This window comes from Azohydromonas sediminis (genome assembly GCF_003574675.1).
In the GTDB taxonomy this organism is placed as follows: domain Bacteria; phylum Pseudomonadota; class Gammaproteobacteria; order Burkholderiales; family Burkholderiaceae_C; genus Calidifontimicrobium; species Calidifontimicrobium sediminis.
The window spans coordinates 77,239-97,239 of record NZ_QOAZ01000011.1 but is presented as its reverse complement, the minus strand read 5'-3'; the positions used below and the strand labels follow the sequence as shown (position 1 = coordinate 97,239).

General features: G+C 72.4%; 19 protein-coding genes. 5 read left to right on the top strand and 14 right to left on the bottom strand.

Going from position 1 to position 20,001, the window contains the following annotated elements; all coding sequences use genetic code 11:
* Positions 1-100: 100 nt before the first annotated feature.
* Positions 101-1,105, top strand: coding sequence for a tripartite tricarboxylate transporter substrate binding protein (locus tag DRV96_RS08445; protein WP_119289861.1), 1,005 nt, complete (start codon positions 101-103; stop codon positions 1,103-1,105).
* A gap of 16 nt (positions 1,106-1,121) precedes the next feature.
* Positions 1,122-2,315 carry a M20 aminoacylase family protein gene (locus DRV96_RS08440; RefSeq protein ID WP_119289860.1) on the top strand — a complete coding sequence of 398 codons (1,194 nt, stop codon included), beginning with the start codon at positions 1,122-1,124 and terminating at the stop codon, positions 2,313-2,315.
* A gap of 150 nt (positions 2,316-2,465) precedes the next feature.
* Here the strand turns inward: DRV96_RS08440 and DRV96_RS08435 are convergent, their stop codons facing one another.
* The 3 genes from DRV96_RS08435 to DRV96_RS08425 all read right to left on the bottom strand — a co-directional run bounded on the left by DRV96_RS08435 (position 2,466) and on the right by DRV96_RS08425 (position 5,427).
* A complete protein-coding gene (locus DRV96_RS08435; RefSeq protein ID WP_119289859.1) occupies positions 2,466-2,774 on the bottom strand; it encodes a high-potential iron-sulfur protein in 309 nt (102 codons plus the stop codon).
* A 131-nt stretch (positions 2,775-2,905) separates the two neighbouring features.
* Positions 2,906-4,654, bottom strand: coding sequence for a SulP family inorganic anion transporter (locus DRV96_RS08430; protein ID WP_119289858.1), 1,749 nt, complete (start codon positions 4,652-4,654; stop codon positions 2,906-2,908).
* Complete coding sequence (locus DRV96_RS08425; RefSeq protein ID WP_119289857.1) at positions 4,651-5,427, bottom strand: spermine/spermidine synthase domain-containing protein; 777 nt, start codon at positions 5,425-5,427, stop codon at positions 4,651-4,653. Before DRV96_RS08425 ends, DRV96_RS08430 begins: the two co-directional genes overlap by 4 nt.
* Before the next feature lie 141 nt (positions 5,428-5,568).
* On the opposite strand from DRV96_RS08425, the gene DRV96_RS08420 reads away from it, so the two are divergent.
* Entirely contained in the window at positions 5,569-5,769 is a 201-nt protein-coding gene (locus tag DRV96_RS08420; protein WP_119289854.1) for a ribbon-helix-helix protein, CopG family, read from the top strand.
* A gap of 54 nt (positions 5,770-5,823) precedes the next feature.
* Here DRV96_RS08420 and DRV96_RS08415 read toward each other — a convergent pair whose 3' ends face one another.
* The 4 genes from DRV96_RS08415 to tal all read right to left on the bottom strand — a co-directional run bounded on the left by DRV96_RS08415 (position 5,824) and on the right by tal (position 11,787).
* The gene (locus DRV96_RS08415) at positions 5,824-7,794 is read right to left on the bottom strand and encodes a gamma-glutamyltransferase family protein (protein WP_119289852.1); all 1,971 of its coding nucleotides are present in this window, start codon (positions 7,792-7,794) and stop codon (positions 5,824-5,826) included.
* A 39-nt stretch (positions 7,795-7,833) separates the two neighbouring features.
* Positions 7,834-9,024: an SO2930 family diheme c-type cytochrome gene (locus DRV96_RS08410; protein WP_210756999.1), complete on the bottom strand. Its 1,191-nt coding sequence runs from the start codon at positions 9,022-9,024 to the stop codon at positions 7,834-7,836.
* A gap of 211 nt (positions 9,025-9,235) precedes the next feature.
* Positions 9,236-10,834 (bottom strand): glucose-6-phosphate isomerase, encoded by a 1,599-nt coding sequence (gene pgi, locus DRV96_RS08405; RefSeq protein ID WP_119289847.1) that lies wholly within the window; start codon positions 10,832-10,834, stop codon positions 9,236-9,238.
* Complete coding sequence (tal, locus tag DRV96_RS08400) at positions 10,831-11,787, bottom strand: transaldolase (RefSeq protein WP_119289869.1); 957 nt, start codon at positions 11,785-11,787, stop codon at positions 10,831-10,833. Before tal ends, pgi begins: the two co-directional genes overlap by 4 nt.
* A 140-nt stretch (positions 11,788-11,927) precedes the next feature.
* Between tal and zwf the strand changes: the two genes are divergently transcribed.
* Both zwf and DRV96_RS08390 read left to right on the top strand, forming a co-directional pair.
* Positions 11,928-13,385 carry a glucose-6-phosphate dehydrogenase gene (gene zwf / locus DRV96_RS08395; protein WP_119289845.1) on the top strand — a complete coding sequence of 486 codons (1,458 nt, stop codon included), beginning with the start codon at positions 11,928-11,930 and terminating at the stop codon, positions 13,383-13,385.
* Positions 13,386-13,419: 34 nt separating this feature from the next.
* Entirely contained in the window at positions 13,420-14,322 is a 903-nt protein-coding gene (locus tag DRV96_RS08390; protein ID WP_119289867.1) for an SIS domain-containing protein, read from the top strand.
* Here DRV96_RS08390 and DRV96_RS08385 read toward each other — a convergent pair.
* From DRV96_RS08385 to DRV96_RS08355, 7 genes are all read right to left on the bottom strand, one after another.
* Complete coding sequence (locus tag DRV96_RS08385; protein ID WP_119289843.1) at positions 14,271-14,591, bottom strand: STAS domain-containing protein; 321 nt, start codon at positions 14,589-14,591, stop codon at positions 14,271-14,273. The two genes, DRV96_RS08390 and DRV96_RS08385, sit on opposite strands and share 52 nt — an antisense overlap.
* Complete coding sequence (locus DRV96_RS08380) at positions 14,591-15,202, bottom strand: MlaC/ttg2D family ABC transporter substrate-binding protein (RefSeq protein ID WP_119289841.1); 612 nt, start codon at positions 15,200-15,202, stop codon at positions 14,591-14,593. The genes DRV96_RS08385 and DRV96_RS08380 overlap by 1 nt, the downstream gene beginning before the upstream one ends.
* Positions 15,203-15,270: 68 nt before the next feature.
* Complete coding sequence (locus tag DRV96_RS08375) at positions 15,271-16,077, bottom strand: MlaA family lipoprotein (RefSeq protein ID WP_119289839.1); 807 nt, start codon at positions 16,075-16,077, stop codon at positions 15,271-15,273.
* Positions 16,074-16,583, bottom strand: coding sequence for an outer membrane lipid asymmetry maintenance protein MlaD (mlaD, locus tag DRV96_RS08370; protein WP_119289837.1), 510 nt, complete (start codon positions 16,581-16,583; stop codon positions 16,074-16,076). Before mlaD ends, DRV96_RS08375 begins: the two co-directional genes overlap by 4 nt.
* 154 nt (positions 16,584-16,737) lie before the next feature.
* Positions 16,738-17,499, bottom strand: a complete 762-nt coding sequence (mlaE, locus tag DRV96_RS08365; protein WP_259374268.1) for a lipid asymmetry maintenance ABC transporter permease subunit MlaE — start codon at positions 17,497-17,499, stop codon at positions 16,738-16,740.
* Between the two features lie 26 nt (positions 17,500-17,525).
* Positions 17,526-18,344 (bottom strand): ABC transporter ATP-binding protein, encoded by an 819-nt coding sequence (locus DRV96_RS08360; protein WP_119289832.1) that lies wholly within the window; start codon positions 18,342-18,344, stop codon positions 17,526-17,528.
* A gap of 177 nt (positions 18,345-18,521) precedes the next feature.
* The gene (locus DRV96_RS08355; protein ID WP_119289830.1) at positions 18,522-20,000 is read right to left on the bottom strand and encodes a glutamate synthase subunit beta; all 1,479 of its coding nucleotides are present in this window, start codon (positions 19,998-20,000) and stop codon (positions 18,522-18,524) included.
* Position 20,001 lies beyond the last annotated feature (1 nt).

The following is a 20,001-nucleotide window of genomic DNA, read 5'->3' as shown; positions in this document are numbered from 1 at the left end:
CGCATGACTCGGGGCCGCCGTAGCTGGCTAAGCCTTCAACGTATGACTCTTTCATTCACTACATCTCGCCGGTTTTGACCGGCGCACGGAGACACACGCGATGAAACGATCCACTGCACTGAAGGCCCTCGTCGCGCTGGGCCTGGCCGGGGCCCGCCTCGCGGCACCCGCGCTCGTGGCCGCACAGGCGCTCACGCCGGTGAACCTGATGGTGCCGTACCCGGCCGGCGGGCTGTCCGACGCGATCGCGCGCGTCGTCGAGCGCCCGCTCGGCAAGGCGCTGGGCCAGATGGTGATCGTCGAGAACCTCGGCGGCGCGGGCGGGTCGCTCGGCGCGCAGAAAGTGCTCGGCGCGCCCGCCGACGGCGGCTACCTGTACCAGGGATCGCCGAACGAGCTGATCCTCACGCCGATGGTGCTGCCCACGGTGCGCTACAAGGCCGAGGACTTCCGCTTCGTGCAGATGATCGGCACGTTCCCGCTCGCCGTGCTGGCGCGCAAGGGGCTGCCGGCGGCCAACGTCGACGAACTCGTCGCGCTCGCGCGCCGGCAGGCCGCCGCCGGCAAGCCGCTGACCTACGGCAGCGTCGGCGTCGGCTCGCTGTACCACGTGATCGGCGCGCACTTCGCGCAGGTCATCGGCGCCGAGATGACGCACGTCCCGTACAAGGGCATGGCGCCGCTGCTGACAGACCTCGGTGGCGACCAGGTCGACGTGTCGTTCCTCGTCGTCGGCGACTCGACGATCGCGCTGGCCGACCAGGGGCGGCTCAAGGTGCTCGCGACGCTCGCGCCCAAGGGCCAGGTCGAGGCCGAGTTCCTGCGCCGCTACCCGTCGATCAACGATAGCGCCTCGATCAAGGACTTCGCGTTCAACACCTGGACCGGCTACTTCGTGCGCAGGGACACGCCCGAGCCGGTCGTCGAGGCCCTGCACAAGGCGCTGAGCGCGACGATGGCCGACCCCGAGGTGCGCGCGCAGCTCGAGAAGATCGGCGGCCGCGTGCCGGCGCCGCTGTCGCTGGCGCAGGCGGCGCAGGAGTACCAGGCGCAGACGGCGCGCTTCCGCGCGATCGCGAAGAGCATCAAGCTCGAGGCGCAGTGACACCGCGGGCCACGCGATGACGCACCCCGTCCTCGCGGCGATGCAGCGCGACGCCGCCGAGTTCGTCGCGATCCGCCGGCAGATCCACCGCCACCCCGAACTCGCGTTCGACGAGCACCGCACCGCGGCGCTCGTGGCCGACCACCTCGAGGCCTGGGGCTACGCGGTCGAGCGCGGCGTCGGCGGCACCGGCGTCGTCGGCGTGCTGCGCCGGGGCACCTCGCCGCGGCGGCTGGGCCTGCGCGCCGACATGGATGCGCTGCCGATCGACGAGGCCAGTGACCGGCCGTGGAAAAGCCAGCGCGCGGGCCTGATGCACGCCTGCGGCCACGACGGCCACACCGCGATGCTGCTCGCCGCCGCGAAGCACCTGGCCGAGCACGGCGGCTTCGACGGCACGCTGGTGCTGATCTTCCAGCCCGCCGAGGAAGGCGGCGGCGGCGCGCTGCGGATGATGGCCGACGGCCTGTTCGAGCGCCACCCGGTCGACGCCGTGTTCGCGATGCACAACATGCCCGGCGTGCCGCTGGGGCACCTGTGGCTGCGCGCGGGCGCGGCGATGGCGTCGAGCGACTACGCGACGATCACGCTGCACGGCACCGGCGGCCACGGCGCGATGCCGCACCGCGCCGCCGACCCGGTGGTCGCCGCGGCGAGCCTCGTGATGGCGCTGCAGACCATCGTCTCGCGCAACGTCGACCCGCAGCACACCGCCGTCGTCACGGTCGGCGCGCTGCACGCCGGCGAGGCCAACAACGTGATCCCGCACACCGCGCGGCTGGAGCTCAGCGTGCGTGCGCTCGACGCCGGCGTGCGCCGGCTGCTGGAGGCGCGCATCCGCGAGCTCGCCGACGCCCAGGCGACGAGCTTCGGCGTGCGCGCCGAGGTCGACTGGCGCCGCGGCTACGCGGTGCTCGTCAACGACGCCGCGCAGACCGCATTCGCCGCCGGCGTCGCCGAGGAACTCGTCGGGCCAGGCCACGTGCGCCGCGACGCACCCGCACTCACCGGCAGCGAGGACTTCGCGTTCATGCTCGAGCGCGTGCCGGGCAGCTACCTGCTGATCGGCAACGGCGACGGCCCCGGCAGCTGCATGGTGCACCACCCTGGGTACGACTTCGCCGACGACAACGTCGCAGTCGGCGGCGCGTACTGGGTGCTGCTGGCGCGTCGCTTCCTGCCGGCGGCCGACGCATGCGCCACCGGCTGACGCGACAGATCACGGCCGCGTCGCGCCGCGCGGCAGCGGCCGTCACCGGCAACGCGCGCATCGCGATCGGCCGCGACCCCGGGCGCGATCTCGCGCTCGGCGCCCGCTGCGGTGCGTCCGCAGCGGGCAGGTCGGAGGGCAGCGTGGAGATCAGGCCTTCTTCGCGTAGGCGCTGCACCAGCCCTTGGCCGACACCTGCTTGCCGGGGAAGATGCCGCAGCCGCCGCTGGCGTCGCCGGCCTTGCCCTGGAACAGCGCGCAGTTCGCGCACGCCTGCCCGGCGGCGTACTTCTTCTGCTTGGCCGGGTCGACTTTCGTCGCGTCGGCCACGTAGCCCACGGCGGTGGCCTGAGGGCTCTTCTCGTCGACCATCGGCGCCTGCGCGAAGGCGGGGCGGGCGGCGGCGAGCGCGCCGGCCGCGATGGGCAGCAACTGGATGAACTGGCGACGTGAGGTCATGGCGTGCTCCTGGAGGGTGACGGTCGTTGCAGGATCGAACGGCCGATGGGCCGACTTCGCCAGCCGCAGCGCACGCGGCGCCCGGCTGTGACCACCACGGTCGGCGTCGTGGTGTGTTCGCAGCGCCCCGCTCATGGCGCGTCCCCGGCGCCGAGGTAGCGGCGGCTCGTCTCGATGAAGCGGCCGGCGATGCCGGCGAGCCCGCCGTGCCCGGCGTCGGCGACGACGGCGTCGAGCCGCGCGAGGCGCAGCGCGTCGGCGAAATGCTCGGCGTAGCGTTCCTCGTGGCCCTCGCCGGTATCGCCGCCGAGCACGCCGGCGCGCCTGAGTTTGGCGTGCACGCGCGCGTTGGCCTCGCACAGGATCACCCGCACGCCGCGCTGGCGCAGCTTGGCCGTGACCTCGTCGAGCGTCTGGATGCCGGTGATGTCCATGAACGGCACGCGGCGCAGGCGGATGATCAGCGTCTGCGGGTCGGTGTGCGTCTGCAGCAGCGCGCGCTCGAAGTTCTCGACCGCGCCGAAGAACATCGGCCCGGCGATCTCGTAGACCATCACGCCGCTGGGCAGGTGCTCGAGGCCGTGCTGCTTCAGCTCGGCGGCCAGTTCCTGCGCGTCGACCGGCTGCGTCTCGACGACCTCGGCCATGCGGCGCAGGAAGTGCAGGATCGCCAGGATCACGCCGACGTTGACCGCGACGACGAGGTCGGCGAAGACGGTCAGCAAGAACGTGATCACGAGGATCGCGCGGTCGGCCGTCGGCGCCGTCTTCAGGATGTGCGCGAAGTGCTTGACCTCGCTCATGTTCCACGCGACGACGAAGAGGATCGCCGCCAGCGCCGCGAGCGGCACGCTGGCCGCGAGCGGGGCCAGGAACAGCAGCACCGCGACGAGGGTCAGGGCGTGCACGATGCCGGCCAGCGGGCTGGTGGCGCCGTTGCGGATGTTGGTCGCGGTGCGTGCAATCGCGCCGGTGGCGGCGAAGCCACCGAACAGCGGTGCGGCAATGTTGGCGATGCCCTGGCCGATCAGCTCCTGGTTCGAGTCGTGCTTCGTGCCGGCCATGCCGTCGGCGACGACGGCCGACAGCAGCGACTCGATCGCGCCCAGCATCGCGATCGTGAACGCCGGGCCGATCAGCGTGACGACCTGCGCCATCGACAGCTCGGGCAGCGTCAGGCTCGGCAGCCCGGTGGGGATGCCGCCGAACGCGCTGCCGATCGTCGCGACGCCGGGCAGTCCGACCAGACTCTGCAGCAGCGTGGCCACGACCATCGCCACCAGCGGGCCGGGCACGCGCTTGAGGCCGGGCACCCGGTTCGCGTAGATGACCAGCGCCAGGCTCAGCAGCGCGATGCCCGTGGTGGCCGCGTGCGCCTGCGGCAGCACCTGCACGAGGTGCCACAGCTTCTCGTGGAAGTGCTCGCCCTCGACCGCCGGCAGGCCGAGGAAGTAGCGCCACTGGCCGACGAAGATGATCACGCCGATGCCGGCGGTGAAGCCGACGATGACCGGCGCCGGGATGAACTTGATGACGCCGCCCATGCGCGCCACACCCATCAGCACGAGCATCACGCCGGCCATCAGCGTGGCCAGCTGCAGCCCGGCGATGCCGTACTTCGCGGTGACGCCGGCGAGGATCGCGATGAACGCGCCGGTCGGGCCGGCGATCTGCAGCCGGCTGCCGCCGAGGATCGACACCAGCCCGCCGCCGATGATCGCGGTGTACAGCCCCTGCTCGGGCCGCGCGCCGGAGGCGATCGCGAACGCCATCGCCAGCGGCAGCGCGACGACGCCGACGATGACCCCCGCAATCACGTTCGGCAGCCACTGGTGGCGCGCATACAGGCCCGCGCGGTGGGCTTCGAGCAAAGCGATCATCCGAACTCCCGATGCCAGGCGGCACGCACCCGTGCCATCGCGCCGCGCAACGAGGCCCAGGCGGCCGCATCGAACCCCGCCGGGCGCGCCGGCGCGTCGGCCGGCCGCGTCGACAACGTGTGGCCGTTCGTGGCCAGCACGATGCTGTTGAGGGCCTCGCTGTCGTCGACGCACAGGGCCTTGCCGCCGAAGGCGCGCCGGATACGCTCGATCACCTGCGCCTTGCGCGTCGAGGGCGCACACAGGTTCATTACGAACAGGCCGCCCGGGTGCAGGGCCTGCGCGCAGTGCCCGAAGAACCGCTGCGTGCCCAGGCTCGGCGGCAGGCCGTCGATGTCGTAGCCGTCGACGAGCAGCACGTCGAAGCGCTTCGGCACGAAGCGCACGAACGAGGCGCCTTCGGCCTCGATCACGCTGAAGCGCTCGCCGTCCGGCGGCACCTCGAAGCGCTCGCGCAGCGCGATGACGTGCGGGTTGTTCTCGACGACGCGCAGGTGCGCCTGCGGCAGGTGGCGGTGGCAGAAGCGCGCGAGCGAGCCGCCGCCCAGGCCGATCATCGCGATGCGCTCGGGCCGGGGCTGCCACAGCAGGAAGCCCATCATCAGCCGCGTGTACTCGAGGTCGAGCCGGTCGGGATGGCGCAGGTCGACGCGGCTCTGGATCGCGCTGATGCTGAAGTGCAGCACGCGCTTGCCGCCGGCCTCGTAGACCCACGGCTCGGCGTGGCGCGAGGCATCGCGCGCACTGGCCGGCGCACCCGCGTCACGGCTCATCGTGTCTCCATGGTCGCGCGGCGGGCGAAAGACGATGCGCGGACGGCTTCGACATGCGTGCTGTGCTGGACACGCTGCTGCGTGCTGGAATGTGCCTTTTAATCACATCTTATTATAATCAAATGCACCTTTGAGGGGCTTATGGAACTGAAAACTGCGCGCCTGACCGTCCTGATCGACCCGGCGAAGAAGAAAGCCTTCGAGCAGCTGTGCGCCCAGCAGGACGTGACGCCGTCGCAAGTCGTGCGGCAGCTGATCCGCGACTACCTGCGCCGCCACGGCGTGACGTGGCAGCCCAGCGGCATGCCCGACGTCGCGCGCGCGGCCGACGACGAGCGCTAGCGCGGCGACGCGACGGAGCTGCCGCCGGCGCGTCAGCCCTGTCGCGCAGACGCGTCACTCGCCCGCGGCCACCCCCTCGCGCCGCGGGTCGGCGCCGGCCTCGTAGACGCAGCGCGCCGCATCGCAGCGCCGCACGACGATGGCCAGCCCGCTCGACTGCGCGGCCAGCCGCACGTCGTGGCCGCGCGAGCGCAGCGCGGCCACCAGCGGGTCGGCGGCACCGCCGTCGCGCGCCTCGACGAGCGGGTGTTCGGCGCCGACGATCGTCGTCGGCCCGTCGAAGGCGACGAACGCGACGAGGGCCGCGGCCTGCCGCGCGTCGAGCCCCCAGTCGAGCACGCCGACGAGCGACTTCAGCACGTGGGCGATGATCGTCGCGCCGCCGGGCGAGCCGGTGGCCATCGCGAACGCCGCCGGGCGACCCTGCGCGTCGGGCGTGAAGACGAGCGTCGGCGCCATCGAGCTGCGCGGGCGCTTGCCGGGCTCGAGCCGGTTCGCGAGCGGGCGGCCCTGCGCGTCGACGGGCGCCGGCGCGAAGTCGGTGAGCTGGTTGTTCAGCAGCATGCCGCCGCGCGTCATGCGGCGGCTGCCGAACGCCGACTCGATGCTGCTCGTCAGCACGACGGCATTGCCGTCGCGGTCGACGACCGTCAGGTGCGTCGTGCCGCCGCGCGGCGCGCCGGCGTCGCGCCCCGGTGCCGGCGCGCCGAACTCGCCCGGCGGCGCGGTGCCGATCGACCGCGCGGGATCGAGCCGTGCGGCGCGGCGGCGCAGGTAGTCGCGGTCGAGCAGCGACTCGACGCCGGCGCCCGGCAGCGGCACGAAGTCGGTGTCGGCGACGTAGCGGTTGCGGTCGGCGAAGGCCAGGCGCAGCGCGTCCGTCACGAGGTGCACGCCTAGCGGGTCGGGGCGGCCGCCGTCGGCGTCGACGGCGGCGGGCCGCAGCGCCGCGAGGTCGAAGGTCTCGAGCACGCCGAGCGCCTGCGCCACCGCGAGCCCGCCCGACGACGGCGGCGGCATGCCGCACACGACGTGCGCGCGGTACGGCGCGCACAGCGCGTCGCGCCGCACGCTGCGGTAGGCGGCCAGATCGGCGAGCGTCATGCGCCCGGGCGTGACGGCGCCGCCGCGCGTCTCGGCCACCGCGTCGACGACGTCGCGCGCGAGTGAACCGCGGTAGAACGCGTCGGGCCCGTCGTCGGCGAGCGTGCGCAGCGTCGCCGCGAGCGCGCGCTGCACGAGGCGGTCGCCGGCGGCGAGCGGGCGGCCGTCGGCGTGCAGGAACACGCCGCGCGCGTGCGCGTCGCGCGCCAGCGCGTCGGCCGACGCGGCGATCGAAGCGGCCAGCCGCGGGCTCACCGCGAAGCCCTCGTCGGCCAGCGCGATCGCCGGCGCCAGCAGCTCGCGCCACGGCCGCCGGCCATGTTCAGCGTGGATGGCAGCGAGCAGGTGCACCAGCCCCGGCACACCGACCGAGCGGCCGCTGTCGCGCGCGTTCGGCCGCGGCGGCACGCGCTCGTCGGCGCCGATCCAGCGCAGGTCGTCGGGCGTGCTCGCGGCGGGCGCCGTCTCGCGGCCGTCCCAGGCCGTCACGGCCCGCCGCGCGGCGTCCCAGTGCAGCAGGAAACCGCCGCCGCCGAGTCCCGACGACTGCGGCTCGACGACGGCGAGCACCCATTGCGCGGCGACCGCCGCGTCGGCGGCCGTGCCGCCGCCGGCCAGCACCTGGCACGCGGTGCGCGTGGCCAGCGGGTGCGCGGTGACGGCGACGTACGACGACGCGCGCACGAGCGGCTTGCGCACGTAGCCGGTGGCCACTTCGGGCGCGCCGGGCAGCGCGGCGACCGCACGCGCCGGCTCGGCGGCCTCGACGCCGGCGGGCTCGACGGCGCAGCGGTCGGGCGGGCCCCCACGCGGCGCGACGGCGGCGCACCCGCCCAGCAAGACGGCCAGGCCCAGCGCGACGATGCGCCCGGCGCGAGGCGCGGGTGCGCGGCGGTCAGCGGGGTGGCGCAGGCGGCTCATGCCGCGCCGATTGTGGTGCCGCGCGGGGCGCCGCGCGCGTCAGGGGCAGACGGGCGGCATCGCCGCGATCCACGCCCGGATCAGCGCGTTGCCTTCGGCGTCGAAGACGTGGCGGCCGAGTTCGGGCATCGCGACGCGCGGCGGCTCGCTGTTGGGCCGGTAGCTCGTCAGGCGGTGGTAGAGGAACGACGCGTCGGGATCGCCGGGCTGGACGTCGTACGCGAAGCGGCGGTACTGCGCGCCGCCGACCGGCGGCTTGCACACGCCGAGCGACGTCGGCGCGACCACGTCGGCGCCCAGCCACAGCCCGGTGGCTGCGGCGCGGCCAACGGGGTTGTGGCACGACGCGCAGTTCACGTCGAGGTAGGCGCGTGCACGCGCCTCGATGCTGGCCGCGGCGTCGTTCCACACTGTCGTCGCCGGCGCCCCGGTCGCGTCGCCGGCCAGCAGGCCCAGCGCGCTCAGGTGCTCGAGCTGGTTGACGCTGCCGCCGGCGTAGGCGTAGCGGCGGTTCAGGTGGCGCGCCTGTGGGCCGATCGGTTCGAAGCGGCGCGTCGTGGCGTTGGTCGCGTGGCAATCGACGCACTGGCGGTCGGTCGGCACCTGGTAGGTGAACGGTGTGCGCGCGCCGGCATCGGCGACGAGTTCGACCGCGATCGCCTGACCGCTGCGCACCGGCGTCGCGTCGCGCTGGTCGGCGTCCCAGACGTAGGTCACGGCGCCCCAGGTGCCGTCCTCCTGGCGCACCATCAGCCGCGTCTCGACGAGGTGGTGCGTCGCGAGGTCGATCGTTTCGCCGCCTTCGGCCTGTTCGATGCGCCGCGCGCCCAGCGCGCCAGGCGTCTGCGCCGCCGCCTTCGGGTAGTAGAACGTCTTCGTGACGACGGCGCCGATCGGGAACTGCAGCGGGCCGCTGGCGGTGCGCTCGATCTGCGTACCGGGCGGCACCCACAGCGTGCGCAGCTTGTGCGCGTAGTCCGAGAACAGCGGCGTGTTCAGCGCATACGGCACGACGCGATCGCCGAGCGCGAGCGTGGCGCCGTCGCTGGCGACGACGCGCCATGCCGACAGCTTCTGCGGCGCGGCGGCGGCCGGGTAGACGCGCACGCCGGACGCGGCCTGCGGCTCGCCACCCTCGACGGTGACCGCAGCGCTGACGGGCGCCGGTGGCGGCGCGGAGCCGCCGCCCCCGCCGCAGGCAGACAGTGCGACGGCCAGCGCGACGGCCAAGACAGGGCGGGGCGGGGTCGGATCGAAGGGCATCGAAGGTCGTGCCGCACGTGGGCCGCAGGTGACGGTGATACCCCCGAGCCTAGGCGTTCGCCGCGCGCGTGCAGCGGGAAGTGAGCCACGCGCCCACGCCAGTTCGCTTTCGGACTTGATCTCGGCCAAGGCGGCTTGACGCGCGTCAGGCGCCGCGCCGCGCGAGGCCGGGTCCGCGTCAGCGCGAGGCCATCAAGCGCTGCAGCAGACCGGCCGTCGAGCCGTCGAGCCCGCGGGTGTCGCCGCCGCCCTCGAGCCGCGGCAGCAGGTCGCCGGCCAGCGCCTTGCCGAGCTCGACGCCCCACTGGTCGAAGCTGTTGATCCCCCACACGGCGCCGCTGGTGAAGACGCGGTGCTCGTACAGTGCGATCAGCGCACCGAGCGAGCGCGGCGTCAGCGCGTCGAGCAGCAGCGTCGTGCTCGGCCGGTTGCCGGGGAAGCTGCGGTGGCGCGCGACGGTGGCCGCGTCGAGCGCGGGCGATGCGGTCGGCGCCTTCTCGGCCAGCGCCTGCGCGACCGTCTTGCCGAGCATCAGCGCCTGCGCCTGCGCGAGCCCGTTGGCCAGCAGCTTGCGGTGCAGGTCGCCGTGGCCGTGGCTCGGCGTCTTGACGAGGACGAACTCGACCGGGATCACGTCGCTGCCCTGGTGCAGCATCTGGAAGAACGCGTGCTGGCCGTTGGTGCCCGGCTCGCCCCACACGACCGGGCTGGTCGCATAAGGCAGCGGCTCGCCGGCGAGGTCGACGCCCTTGCCGTTGCTCTCCATCTCGAGCTGCTGCAGGTACGCCGGCAGGCGCCGCAGGCCCTGGTGGTACGGCGCGACGCAGCGGCTCGTGAAGCGGTGGAAGTTGCGGTACCAAACGTCGAGCAGCCCGAGCTGCAGCGGCAGGTTGGCCTCGGGCGGCGCCTCGGCGAAGTGGCGGTCCATCGCGTGTGCGCCGGCCAGCAGTTCGCGAAACGCGTCGCTGCCGATCGCGATCGCCAGCGGCAGCCCGATCGCGCTCCACAGCGAGTAGCGCCCGCCGACCCAGTCCCAGAAGCCGAACGTGGTGTCGATGCCGAACCTCGCCGCGGCCTCGACGTTGGTCGTCGTCGCGACGAAGTGCCGCTCGAGGTGCTGGCCGTGCTGCGACAGGAACCAGTCGCGCGCGACGTGCGCGTTGGCCATCGTCTCCTGCGTCGTGAACGTCTTGCTCGCGATCACGAACAGCGTGCGCCGCGGGTCCAGCCGGCGCAGCACCGGCTCGATGTCGTGGCCGTCGACGTTGCTGACGAAGTGGAAGCGGATGTCCGGGTGCACGAAGGCGTCGAGCGCCAGCACCGCCATCTGCGGGCCGAGGTCGCTGCCGCCGATGCCGATGTTGACGACGTCGGTGATGCCGCGCTCGGGGTGACGCACGCCGTCGGCGAACGCGAGCATCGCGTCGAGCACGGCGTGCACCTCGGCATTGAACGGGCTCGCCGCGCCCTTCGGCGCACGCAGCGCGGTGTGCAGCACCGCGCGGCCTTCGGTCGTGTTGATCGGCTCGCCGGCGAACATCGCGTCGCGGCGGGCGGCCACGCCGCACTCGCGCGCGAGCTCGAGCAGCAGCGTGCGCGTGGCCAGGTCCCAGCGGTTCTTCGACAGGTCGGCGAAGACCTCGGGCGCCTGCAGCGCGAAGCGCTCGAAGCGCTGCGCGTCGCGCGCGAACGCGTCGCGCAGGTCGAAGTCGCGCCCGTGCGCCTCGTGGTGGCCGGCGAGCGCTGCCCATGCGGTGGTGCGGTCGCAGCGTGTCATGGCCGGCGGTGCGACTCGATCATCGCGTCGAGCTTCTCGGCGTCGGCGGCGAACAGGCGGATGCCCTCGGCGAGCTTCTCGCACGCCATCGCGTCGGCGTTGAGCGCCCAGCGCAACGCCGGCTCGTTGAACGTCAGCGCGTGCAGCGGCGCGCGACGCGCGGCCTCGACATCGAGGCGGCGCGGCAGCGGCGCGTCGCTGGCCTGCAGCTGCGCGAGCAGCTCGGGGCTGATCGTCAGCAGGTCGCAGCCGGCGAGCGCGGCGATCTGGCCGACGTTGCGGAAGCTCGCGCCCATCACCTCGGTGGCGATGTCGAAGTGCTTGTAGTAGGTCCAGATCTGCGTCACCGACTGCACGCCGGGGTCGTTCGCGCCGGCGTGCGCCGCCTCGTCCCACGCGGCGCCGGCGGCCTTCTTGTGCCAGTCGTAGATGCGCCCGACGAACGGCGAGATCAGCGTGACGCCGGCATCGGCACAGGCCACCGCCTGCGGCAGCGAGAACAGCAGCGTCAGGTTGCAGTGGATGCCCTCGTGCTCGAGCGCGCGCGCGGCCTGGATGCCTTCCCACGTGGCGGCGATCTTGATCAGCACGCGCTCGCGCGCGACGCCGGCACGCTCGTACAGGCGCATCAGCCGCTGCGCGCGCACGATCGTCGCCGCCGTGTCGAAGCTCAGCCGCGCGTCGACCTCGGTGCTGACGCGCCCGGGGACGACCTTCAGGATCTCGACGCCGAAGCGCACGAGCAGCGCGTCGACCACCGCGTCGAGCGGCTTGCCGCGGTGCGCCGCGACGACCTCCGCGAGCAGCGGCGCGTACGCCGGGTCCTGCACGGCCTTGACGATCAGCGACGGGTTCGTCGTCGCGTCGCGCGGCGCGAACTGCGCGAGCTGGCGGAAGTTGCCGGTGTCGGCGACGACGGTGGTGTACTGCTTGAGCTGGTCGAGCTGGTTCATCGCGAACGGCGCGCCCGGCACGCGCCCCGGTGACGGTGGGTCGATGGTAGCGCGTTGACCCGCCGTGGAAACCCATGCATCATGATCCATGAAACAAAGTTACGGCTGCAGCGTGCACGGACGCGCGGCGGCGACCTGCGATGTCCTTCGACCTCGTCCTGTTCGGCGGCACGGGCGACCTCACGTGGCGCAAGCTGATGCCGGCGCTGTTCCAGGCGTGGCGGCACGGCACGCTGCCGGCCGGCGGGCGCATCCTCGCGGTGGCGCGCGACGCGCGCAGCGACGACGAGTACCGCGCACTGATCCACGAGCGCTTCGCCGAGGTCGACAGCGCCAAGCGCCCGAGCGACGACGAGTTCGCGCGCTTCGCGCAGCTGCTGCACTACCGCCGCATGGACCTCGCGCAGCCGCAGGACTATGCGGGGCTCAAGCAGTGGCTCGATGCGCGCGGTGCCGACACCGTCGTGCTGTTCCTCGCCACCAGCCCGCACCTGTTCCCGCAGATCTGCGCGCAGCTCGGCGCGGTGGGGCTCAACGGGCCGCACGTGCGTGTCGTGCTCGAAAAGCCGCTCGGCCACGACCTGGCCAGTGCGCAGGAGATCAACCGCGTCGTGCGCGCGTCGTTCAACGAGCGCCAGGCGCTGCGCATCGACCACTACCTCGGCAAGCCGGCGGTGCAGAACCTCACCGCGCTGCGCTTCGGCAACGCGCTGTTCGAGCCGCTGTGGCGGCGCGAGAGCATCGCCAACATCCAGATCACGATCGCCGAGGCCATCGGCGTGGGCACGCGCGGCGACTTCTACGACCGCACCGGCGCGCTGCGCGACATGGTGCAGAACCACGCGCTGCAGCTGCTGACGATGATCGCGATGGAGCCGCCGGCCAGCGGCGACGCCGACGCGATCCGCGACGAGAAGCTCAAGGTGCTCAAGTGCCTGAAGCCGTTCGGCGCCGAGTCGGTCGCGCGCGACGTCGTGCGCGGCCAGTACAAGGCCGGCACGGTCGACGGGCGGCCGGTGCCGGGCTACCTCGACGAGGTCAAGGTGCCGCCCGACAGCCGCTGCGAGACCTTCGTCGCGCTGCGCACCGAGGTGCAGAACTGGCGCTGGGCCGGCGTGCCGTTCTACCTGCGCACCGGCAAGCGGCTGGCCGCGCGCGACGCGCACATCGTCGTCAACTTCCGCCCGGTGCCGCACCCGATCTTCCCCGGCGCCAGCGGCGCGAACAAGCTCGTGATCAAGCTGCAGCCCGAGGACGGGCTCGAGCTGCACCTGCTCGCCGCCAAGGGCAACGGGCCGAGCGGTGCGATCGGCGAGGTGCTCAGCCCCGTCAAGCTCGACCTCGACTTCGACAAGGCGTTCCCGACGCAGCGCGTGGGCGCCTACGAGCGGCTGCTGCTCGACGCGATCGCCGGGCGGCTGAACCTGTTCGTGCGCAGCGACGAGCAGGAGCAGGCCTGGCGCTGGGTCGAGCCGGTGCTCGACGCGTGGGCGCGCGACCCGACGCCGCCGCGCCCGTACGCCGCCGGCAGCTGGGGGCCGCCGGCGGCGAGCGCGCTGGTCGCGCGCGACGGCTTCACGTGGGACGAGGAAGCGTGAGCCCGTGCCGCTGCGCGCCGCGAGGGGCGCGCTGATGCTCGAGCGCATCCGCGCATCGCTGCCGGCGCTGTCGCCGGCCGAGCGGCGCGTCGCGCAGCTCGTGCTCGACGACGCGCGCGCCTTCGCGACGCAGCCCGTCGCGGCGCTGGCCGCACGTGCCGGCGTCAGCAAGCCGACGGTGGTGCGCTTCTGCCGCCGCGTCGGCTACGACGGGCTCGCCGACTTCAAGCGCAAGCTCGCCGGCACCGTCAACGAGGGCGTGCCGTTCGTGCACGTCGCCGTCGACGACGACGACAAGCCCGCCGACCTCGTCGTCAAGATCGTCGACAACACCGTCGCGGCACTGCTGCGCTACCGCAACCAGGCCGCCGCCCACGCGTTCGAGCGCGCGATCGCGGCGCTGGCCGACGCGGGCCGCCAGGGGCGGCGCATCGAGTTCTACGGGGTCGGCAACTCGGGCATCGTCGCGCTCGACGCGCAGCACAAGTTCTTCCGCCTCGGCGTGCACGCGGCCGCGGTCAGCGACGGCCACGTGCAGGTGATGAGCGCGACGATGCTGCAGCCCGGCGACGTCGCGGTGCTGATCAGCAACTCGGGGCGCAGCCGCGACCTGCTCGACGTGGCCGAGATCGCGCGCCGGCGCGGCGCGACGACGGTGCTCGTGACCGCGAGCGGCTCGCCGCTGGCCGCCACCGCGACCGGCGAGCGGCAGATCCTGCTCGCTGCCGACCACCCGGAGGACCACGACCGCTACAGCCCGATGGTGTCGCGGCTGCTGCACCTCGTGATCATCGACGTGCTGGCCACCGGCGTCGCGCTGCGGCTGGGCAGCGCGGCGCTGCGCCCGCTGCTGCAGGAGATCAAGAAGAACCTGCGCGCGACGCGTTACGTCGCCGACGCCGCGCGCCCCGAAGTGAGCAGTTCCTCGACGCCGTAGAGCCGCGCCAGCTCGAGCAGCGGCGCGGGCAGGCCGTCGATGCGCAGCGTCCGCCCGCGCTGCTGCGCCAGGCGGCGGCACTCGAGCAGCACGGCGATCGCCGAGGTGTCGAACTGGCGCAGCGCCGACGCGTCGAGGCGCACTTCGCCGCTCCCCGGCGAGCCGAAGGCCGCGGCCAGCGACGCCAGCGTGGCCGTGGCCTCGCGGTGCGTCAGCGTGGCCGGCAGCGCGGCGGCTGCACCGGCCACGGTGGCGGCGGGGCCGGCCATCAGCTGCGCGCCGCCCTGTTGCGCTCGGCCAGGCGTGCGATCAGCCCGTCGATGCCGAACTGCGTGATCTCCTGGTTGAAACTCGTGCGGTACTGCTGCACCAGCCACACGCCGAGCACGTTGACGTCGTAGATCTTCCAGGTGTCGCCGACCTTCTCGAGGCGGTAGTCGAGCTGGATCGGGTCGCCGCGGCCGCGCACCTCGGTCTGCACGACGACGTCGGTGTCGGTCGGCGCGGCGCGGAACGGCCGCAGCACGACGTTCTGGTCCCGCACTTCGCTCAGCGCGCCCGAGTAGGTGCGCACCAGCAGCGTCTTGAACTCGGCCTGCAGCCGCTCGCGCTGCTCGGGCGTCGCGCTGCGCCAGTGGCGGCCGACGGCCGACGCCGTCATCTTCTGGAAGTTGACGTACGGCATCACCTTGGTGTCGACGAGCGCGATGATCTTGCTGATGTCGCCGGCCTGGATCGCCGGGTCGGCCTTGACGGTGGCGATGACCTCCTCCGACAGCTTCTGGATCAGTGCGTCGGGCGTCGTGGCCTGCGCCTGCGCGGCGCCGCCGGTCACCAGACCAAGCACGAGCGCCAAACGGGTGAACAGCGTCTTCCACATGGGCGGATTCCTTTCAGTGCAGACCGGATTCTCGCTGCACGCCTTCGACCCGCGCCGCAGCGCGGCGTTCACTTGGCGGGCGCAGCGGCCGGCGGCGTGGGCGCGCTGCCGTCGATGGCGCCGTTGTCCTCGTCGTAGTCGAAGCCGTCGTCCTGCGGCGGCGGGTTGCCGTCGTAGACCAGGTTGCGCCGGCGCTGCAGGTACGCGTCGCGCACGAACTGGTAGCGGTCGAGCGCGACCTCGCCGAGCAGCTGCGTCGCGCCAAGCAGCGTGCTGCGGCGGTGCACGACGTCGAGCACCGTCGCGGCCGCACGGTCGCTCGCATGGCTGAACACGAGCATCTCGGCCGAGGCCTGTGCGTCGGCGACGAGACCGGCCGTGTCCCGCAGCGTCGACGGCCCGAGCAGCGGCAGCACGACGTAAGGCCCCGGCCCGAGCCCCCAGCGGCCGAGCGTCTGGCCGAAGTCCTCACTGCGCCGCTCGAGGTTGGCGCTGCTGGCGATGTCGATGAGGCCGGCGAAGCCGAACACCGTGTTCAGCCCGAAGCGCATGCCCATGTGCACCGCGTCGGCGGGCTTGCCCTGGAGCAGGTGGTTGACCGCCGACCACGCATCGCCGATGTGGCCGAAGAAGTTACCGACCCAGGTGCGCACCAGCTCGGGCACGACGTCGCGGTAGCCGCGCGCCACCGGCGCGACGATCGCCTCGTCGAGCGCCTCGTTGAACGCGAACACGCCGCGGTTCCAGCGCTCCCACGGATCCTGCGGCGAAGGCGGCGGCGCCATGCCAGCGCCCGCCGGCGGCACGCTGGCGCAGCCACCGAGCACCGCCGCGAGTGCGACGACAGTGGCCGTGGTGCGGGCCCGCCTGCTCATGGCCGACTGGCGCCACCGCTGCCGCTGCTACCGCTGCCGCCGCTACCCGACTCGGCCGCCCGACTGAAGAGGAACTGCCCGATAAGGTTCTCGAGCACGACGGCGCCTTGCGTCTGCGCGATACGCTCGCCGGGCTTGAAGTCGGCGTCGTCGCCGCCAGGCTCGATGCCGACGTACTGGTCGCCGAGCAGGCCCGACGTGAGGATCTTGGCCGACGAGTCGCGCGGGAACTTGACGCCGGTGTCGATCGCCATCGTGACGACGCCTTCGAAGGTCTTCGGGTCGAGGCGGATCGACGTGACGCGGCCCACCGTGACGCCGGCGCTGCGCACCGGTGCGCGCGGCTTGAGCCCGCCGATGTTGTCGAAGCGCGCCTGCAGCTCGTAGGTGTTGCGCTGCTCGAAGAAGCTCGTCAGGTTGGCCGCCTGCAGCGACAGGAACACGAGCCCGACGATGCCCAGCAGCACGAAGCCGCCGACGAGGGTCTCGATGCCTTTCTTGCCCATGCCGATCTTTCTTTTGTAGGGTGTCAGTTCTACACGTTTCGCGCGTCGCGTGTGCAGCGCTGGGCTGCCACGCCTTGCAGGCAGCGCCGCCGACCCGGCTGGGCTGCTGCGCCGCCGGCGCCGGGCGGCTGCGGGCCGTGGCGGGTGATTGGCTTCATGGCGTCGAGAACATCAGCGCCGTGAGGATGAAGTCCATCCCCAGCACCGACAGCGACGAGATCACCACCGTGCGCGTCGTCGCGTAGGCCACGCCCTCGGGTGTGGCCTCGGTCTCGTAGCCCTGGTACAGCGCCACGGCGGTGCAGATGATGCCGAACACGAAACTCTTGACGAGGCCGTTGCCGACGTCGTCCCAGACGTCGACGCCGTTTTGCATCGTCGACCAGAAGTTGCCGCCGTCCAGCCCGATCAGCCCGACCGCGACGAGCCACGCACCGAGGATGCCGATCGACGAGAACAGCACCGCCAGCAGCGGCATCGAGAACACGCCGGCAAGGAAGCGCGGCGCGAGCACGCGCTCGCGCGGGTCGATGGCCATCATCTCCATCGCGGCGATCTGTTCGCCGGCCTTCATCAGCCCGATCTCGGCCGTCAGCGACGTGCCGGCACGGCCGGCGAACAGCAGCGCCGTGACCACCGGCCCGAGCTCGCGCACGAGCGACAGGTTGACGATCAGCCCTAGCGACTCGGTGGCCCCGTAGCGCACCAGCGCGTAGTACATCTGCAGCGCGAGCACGAAGCCCACGGCCAGCCCCGAGGCCAGGATGATCAACAGCGACAGGTTGCCGATCGCGTGCACCTGCACGACGACGAGCCAGAAGCGCCGCAGCGACGCCGGCAGCGCGCGCAGCAGGTCGACGAAAAACAGCGCCGCGTGACCGAAGCTGCGCAGCACGTGCAGCGTGCGCTCGCCCAGACGCGTGACGAACTCGACGAACGCGCTCACGGCCGTGGCTCCAGCCCGAGGTCCTGCGCAAGCGGCGGCGCGGGGTAGTGGAACTTGACCGGCCCGTCGGGTTCGCCTCGCACGAACTGGCGCACCTCGGGGTCGGTCGAGTCCATCAGCTGCTGCGGCGTGCCCTGCGCGACGACGCGCCCGCCGGGCGCCGTCATCAGGATCACGTAGTCGCTGATCGCCATGCACTCTGGCACGTCGTGCGAAACGACCAGCGACGTGGCGCCGGTCGTGTCGTTCAACTTGCGGATCAGGTTGGCGGCCACGCCCATCGAGATCAGGTCGAGCCCGGCGAACGGCTCGTCGTACATGATCAGCTCGGGGTCGAGCGCGATCGCGCGCGCCAGCGCGATGCGCCGCGCCATGCCGCCCGAGACCTCCGAGATGCGCAGCCCGGCCGCACCGCGCAGGCCCACCGCGTTGAGCTTCATCAGCACGATGTCGCGGATCAGCGGCTCGGCCAGGTCGGTGTGCTCGCGCAGCGGGAACGCGACGTTCTCGAACACCGACAGGTCGGTGAACAGCGCGCCGAACTGGAACAGCATCCCCAGCCGCCGGCGCAGTGCCTGCAGCTGCTTGCGGTTCTTCGCGTCGACGACCTCGCCGTCGAACACGACGCGCCCGCGCGTGGCGCCGTGGATGCCGCCGATCAGCCGCAGCAGCGTCGTCTTGCCGCAGCCCGAGCCGCCGAGGATCGACGTGACCTTGCCGCGCGGGAAGCGCAGCGTGACGTCGTTCAGGATCAGACGGCTGGCGTCGTACCCGAACGACACATGGTCGATCTCGATGAGAGTGTCGGACTCCACGCGTGAGCGCGCTCGCTGTCGGGCACCGACCGGTGCCGCAGGTTCTTCTGGAGGATCGCGCCGCGGGTCACCCGCGACGAAAGCGCAGATTGTGTCATGCCCCTGCACGAGGCGTGGCGCGCGAAGGCCAGCCACCGCGGTGAGCGACCGCTTTGCGGTGGCGCGCCGACCAGCGGTTCAACGAGGCAGGTCGCTCGTGCCCATCAGGAACTCGTCGACGGCGCGCGCCGCCTGGCGGCCTTCGCGGATCGCCCACACGACGAGGCTCTGGCCGCGGCGCATGTCGCCGGCGGCGAAGACCTTGGGCACGTTGGTCGCGTAGCCGCCGGTGACCTCGGTCGTGGCCTTCGCGTTGCCGCGGTTGTCCTTCTCGACGCCGAACGCGTCGAGCACGGTGCCCACCGGGCCGACGAAGCCCATCGCGAGCAGCACGAGGTCGGCCTTCCAGACCTTCTCGGTGCCCGGCACCTCGACCATCTTGCCGCCCTGCCACTGCACGTGCACCGTCTTGAGTCCCACGACGCGGCCCTTGTCCTTGCCGGTGCCGCCGATGAACTCCTTGGTCGCGATCGCGAACTCGCGCTGGCAGCCCTCCTCGTGGCTCGACGAAGTGCGCAGCTTGTACGGCCAATACGGCCAGGTCAGCGGCTTGTCCTCGTGCTCGGGCGGCATCGGCATCAGCTCGAACTGCGTGACGCTGGCCGCGCCGTGGCGGTTGCTGGTGCCCACGCAGTCGCTGCCGGTGTCGCCACCGCCGATCACGATCACGTGCTTGCCGTCGGCACGGATCTGGCCTTTGACCTTGTCGCCGGCGACGACCTTGTTCTGCTGGGGCAGGAACTCCATCGCGAAGTGGATGCCGTCGAGCTCGCGCCCGGGCACCGGCAGGTCGCGGCTGTTCTCGGCGCCGCCGGCCAGCAGCACGGCGTCGAATTCGGCGAGCAGCTGCTCGGGGCGGACCGTCTCCTTCGCCCAGTTCGTGACCTTGCTGCCCGCGGGCAACTCGCCGACGAGCACGCCGGGGCGGAACGTCACGCCCTCGGCCTTCATCTGCTCGAGCCGGCGGTCGATGTGCGACTTCTCCATCTTGAAGTCGGGGATGCCGTAGCGCAGCAGCCCGCCGACGCGGTCGTTCTTCTCGAACACGGTCACGTCGTGGCCGGCGCGCGCGAGCTGCTGCGCCGCCGCGAGCCCGGCCGGGCCCGAGCCGACGATCGCGACCTTCTTGCCCGTCTTCGCCTTCGGCGGCTGCGGCACGACCCAGCCCTCGGCCCACGCACGGTCGATGATCGCGTGCTCGATCGACTTGATGCCCACCGGGTCGTCGTTGATGTTGAGCGTGCACGCCGCCTCGCACGGCGCGGGGCACACGCGGCCGGTGAACTCGGGGAAGTTGTTCGTCGAGTGCAGCACGTCGATCGCGTGCTTCCAGTCGCCCCGGTACACGAGGTCGTTGAAGTCCGGGATGATGTTGTTGACCGGGCAGCCGCTGTTGCAGAACGGCGTGCCGCAGTCCATGCAGCGCGCGGCCTGCACCTTGGCCTCGGGCTCGGCGAGCCCGATGACGAATTCCTTCCACGTCTTCAGCCGCTGCGGCACCGGCTCGTAGCCCTCCTCGAGGCGCTCGTACTCCAGAAAACCCGTGACCTTGCCCATC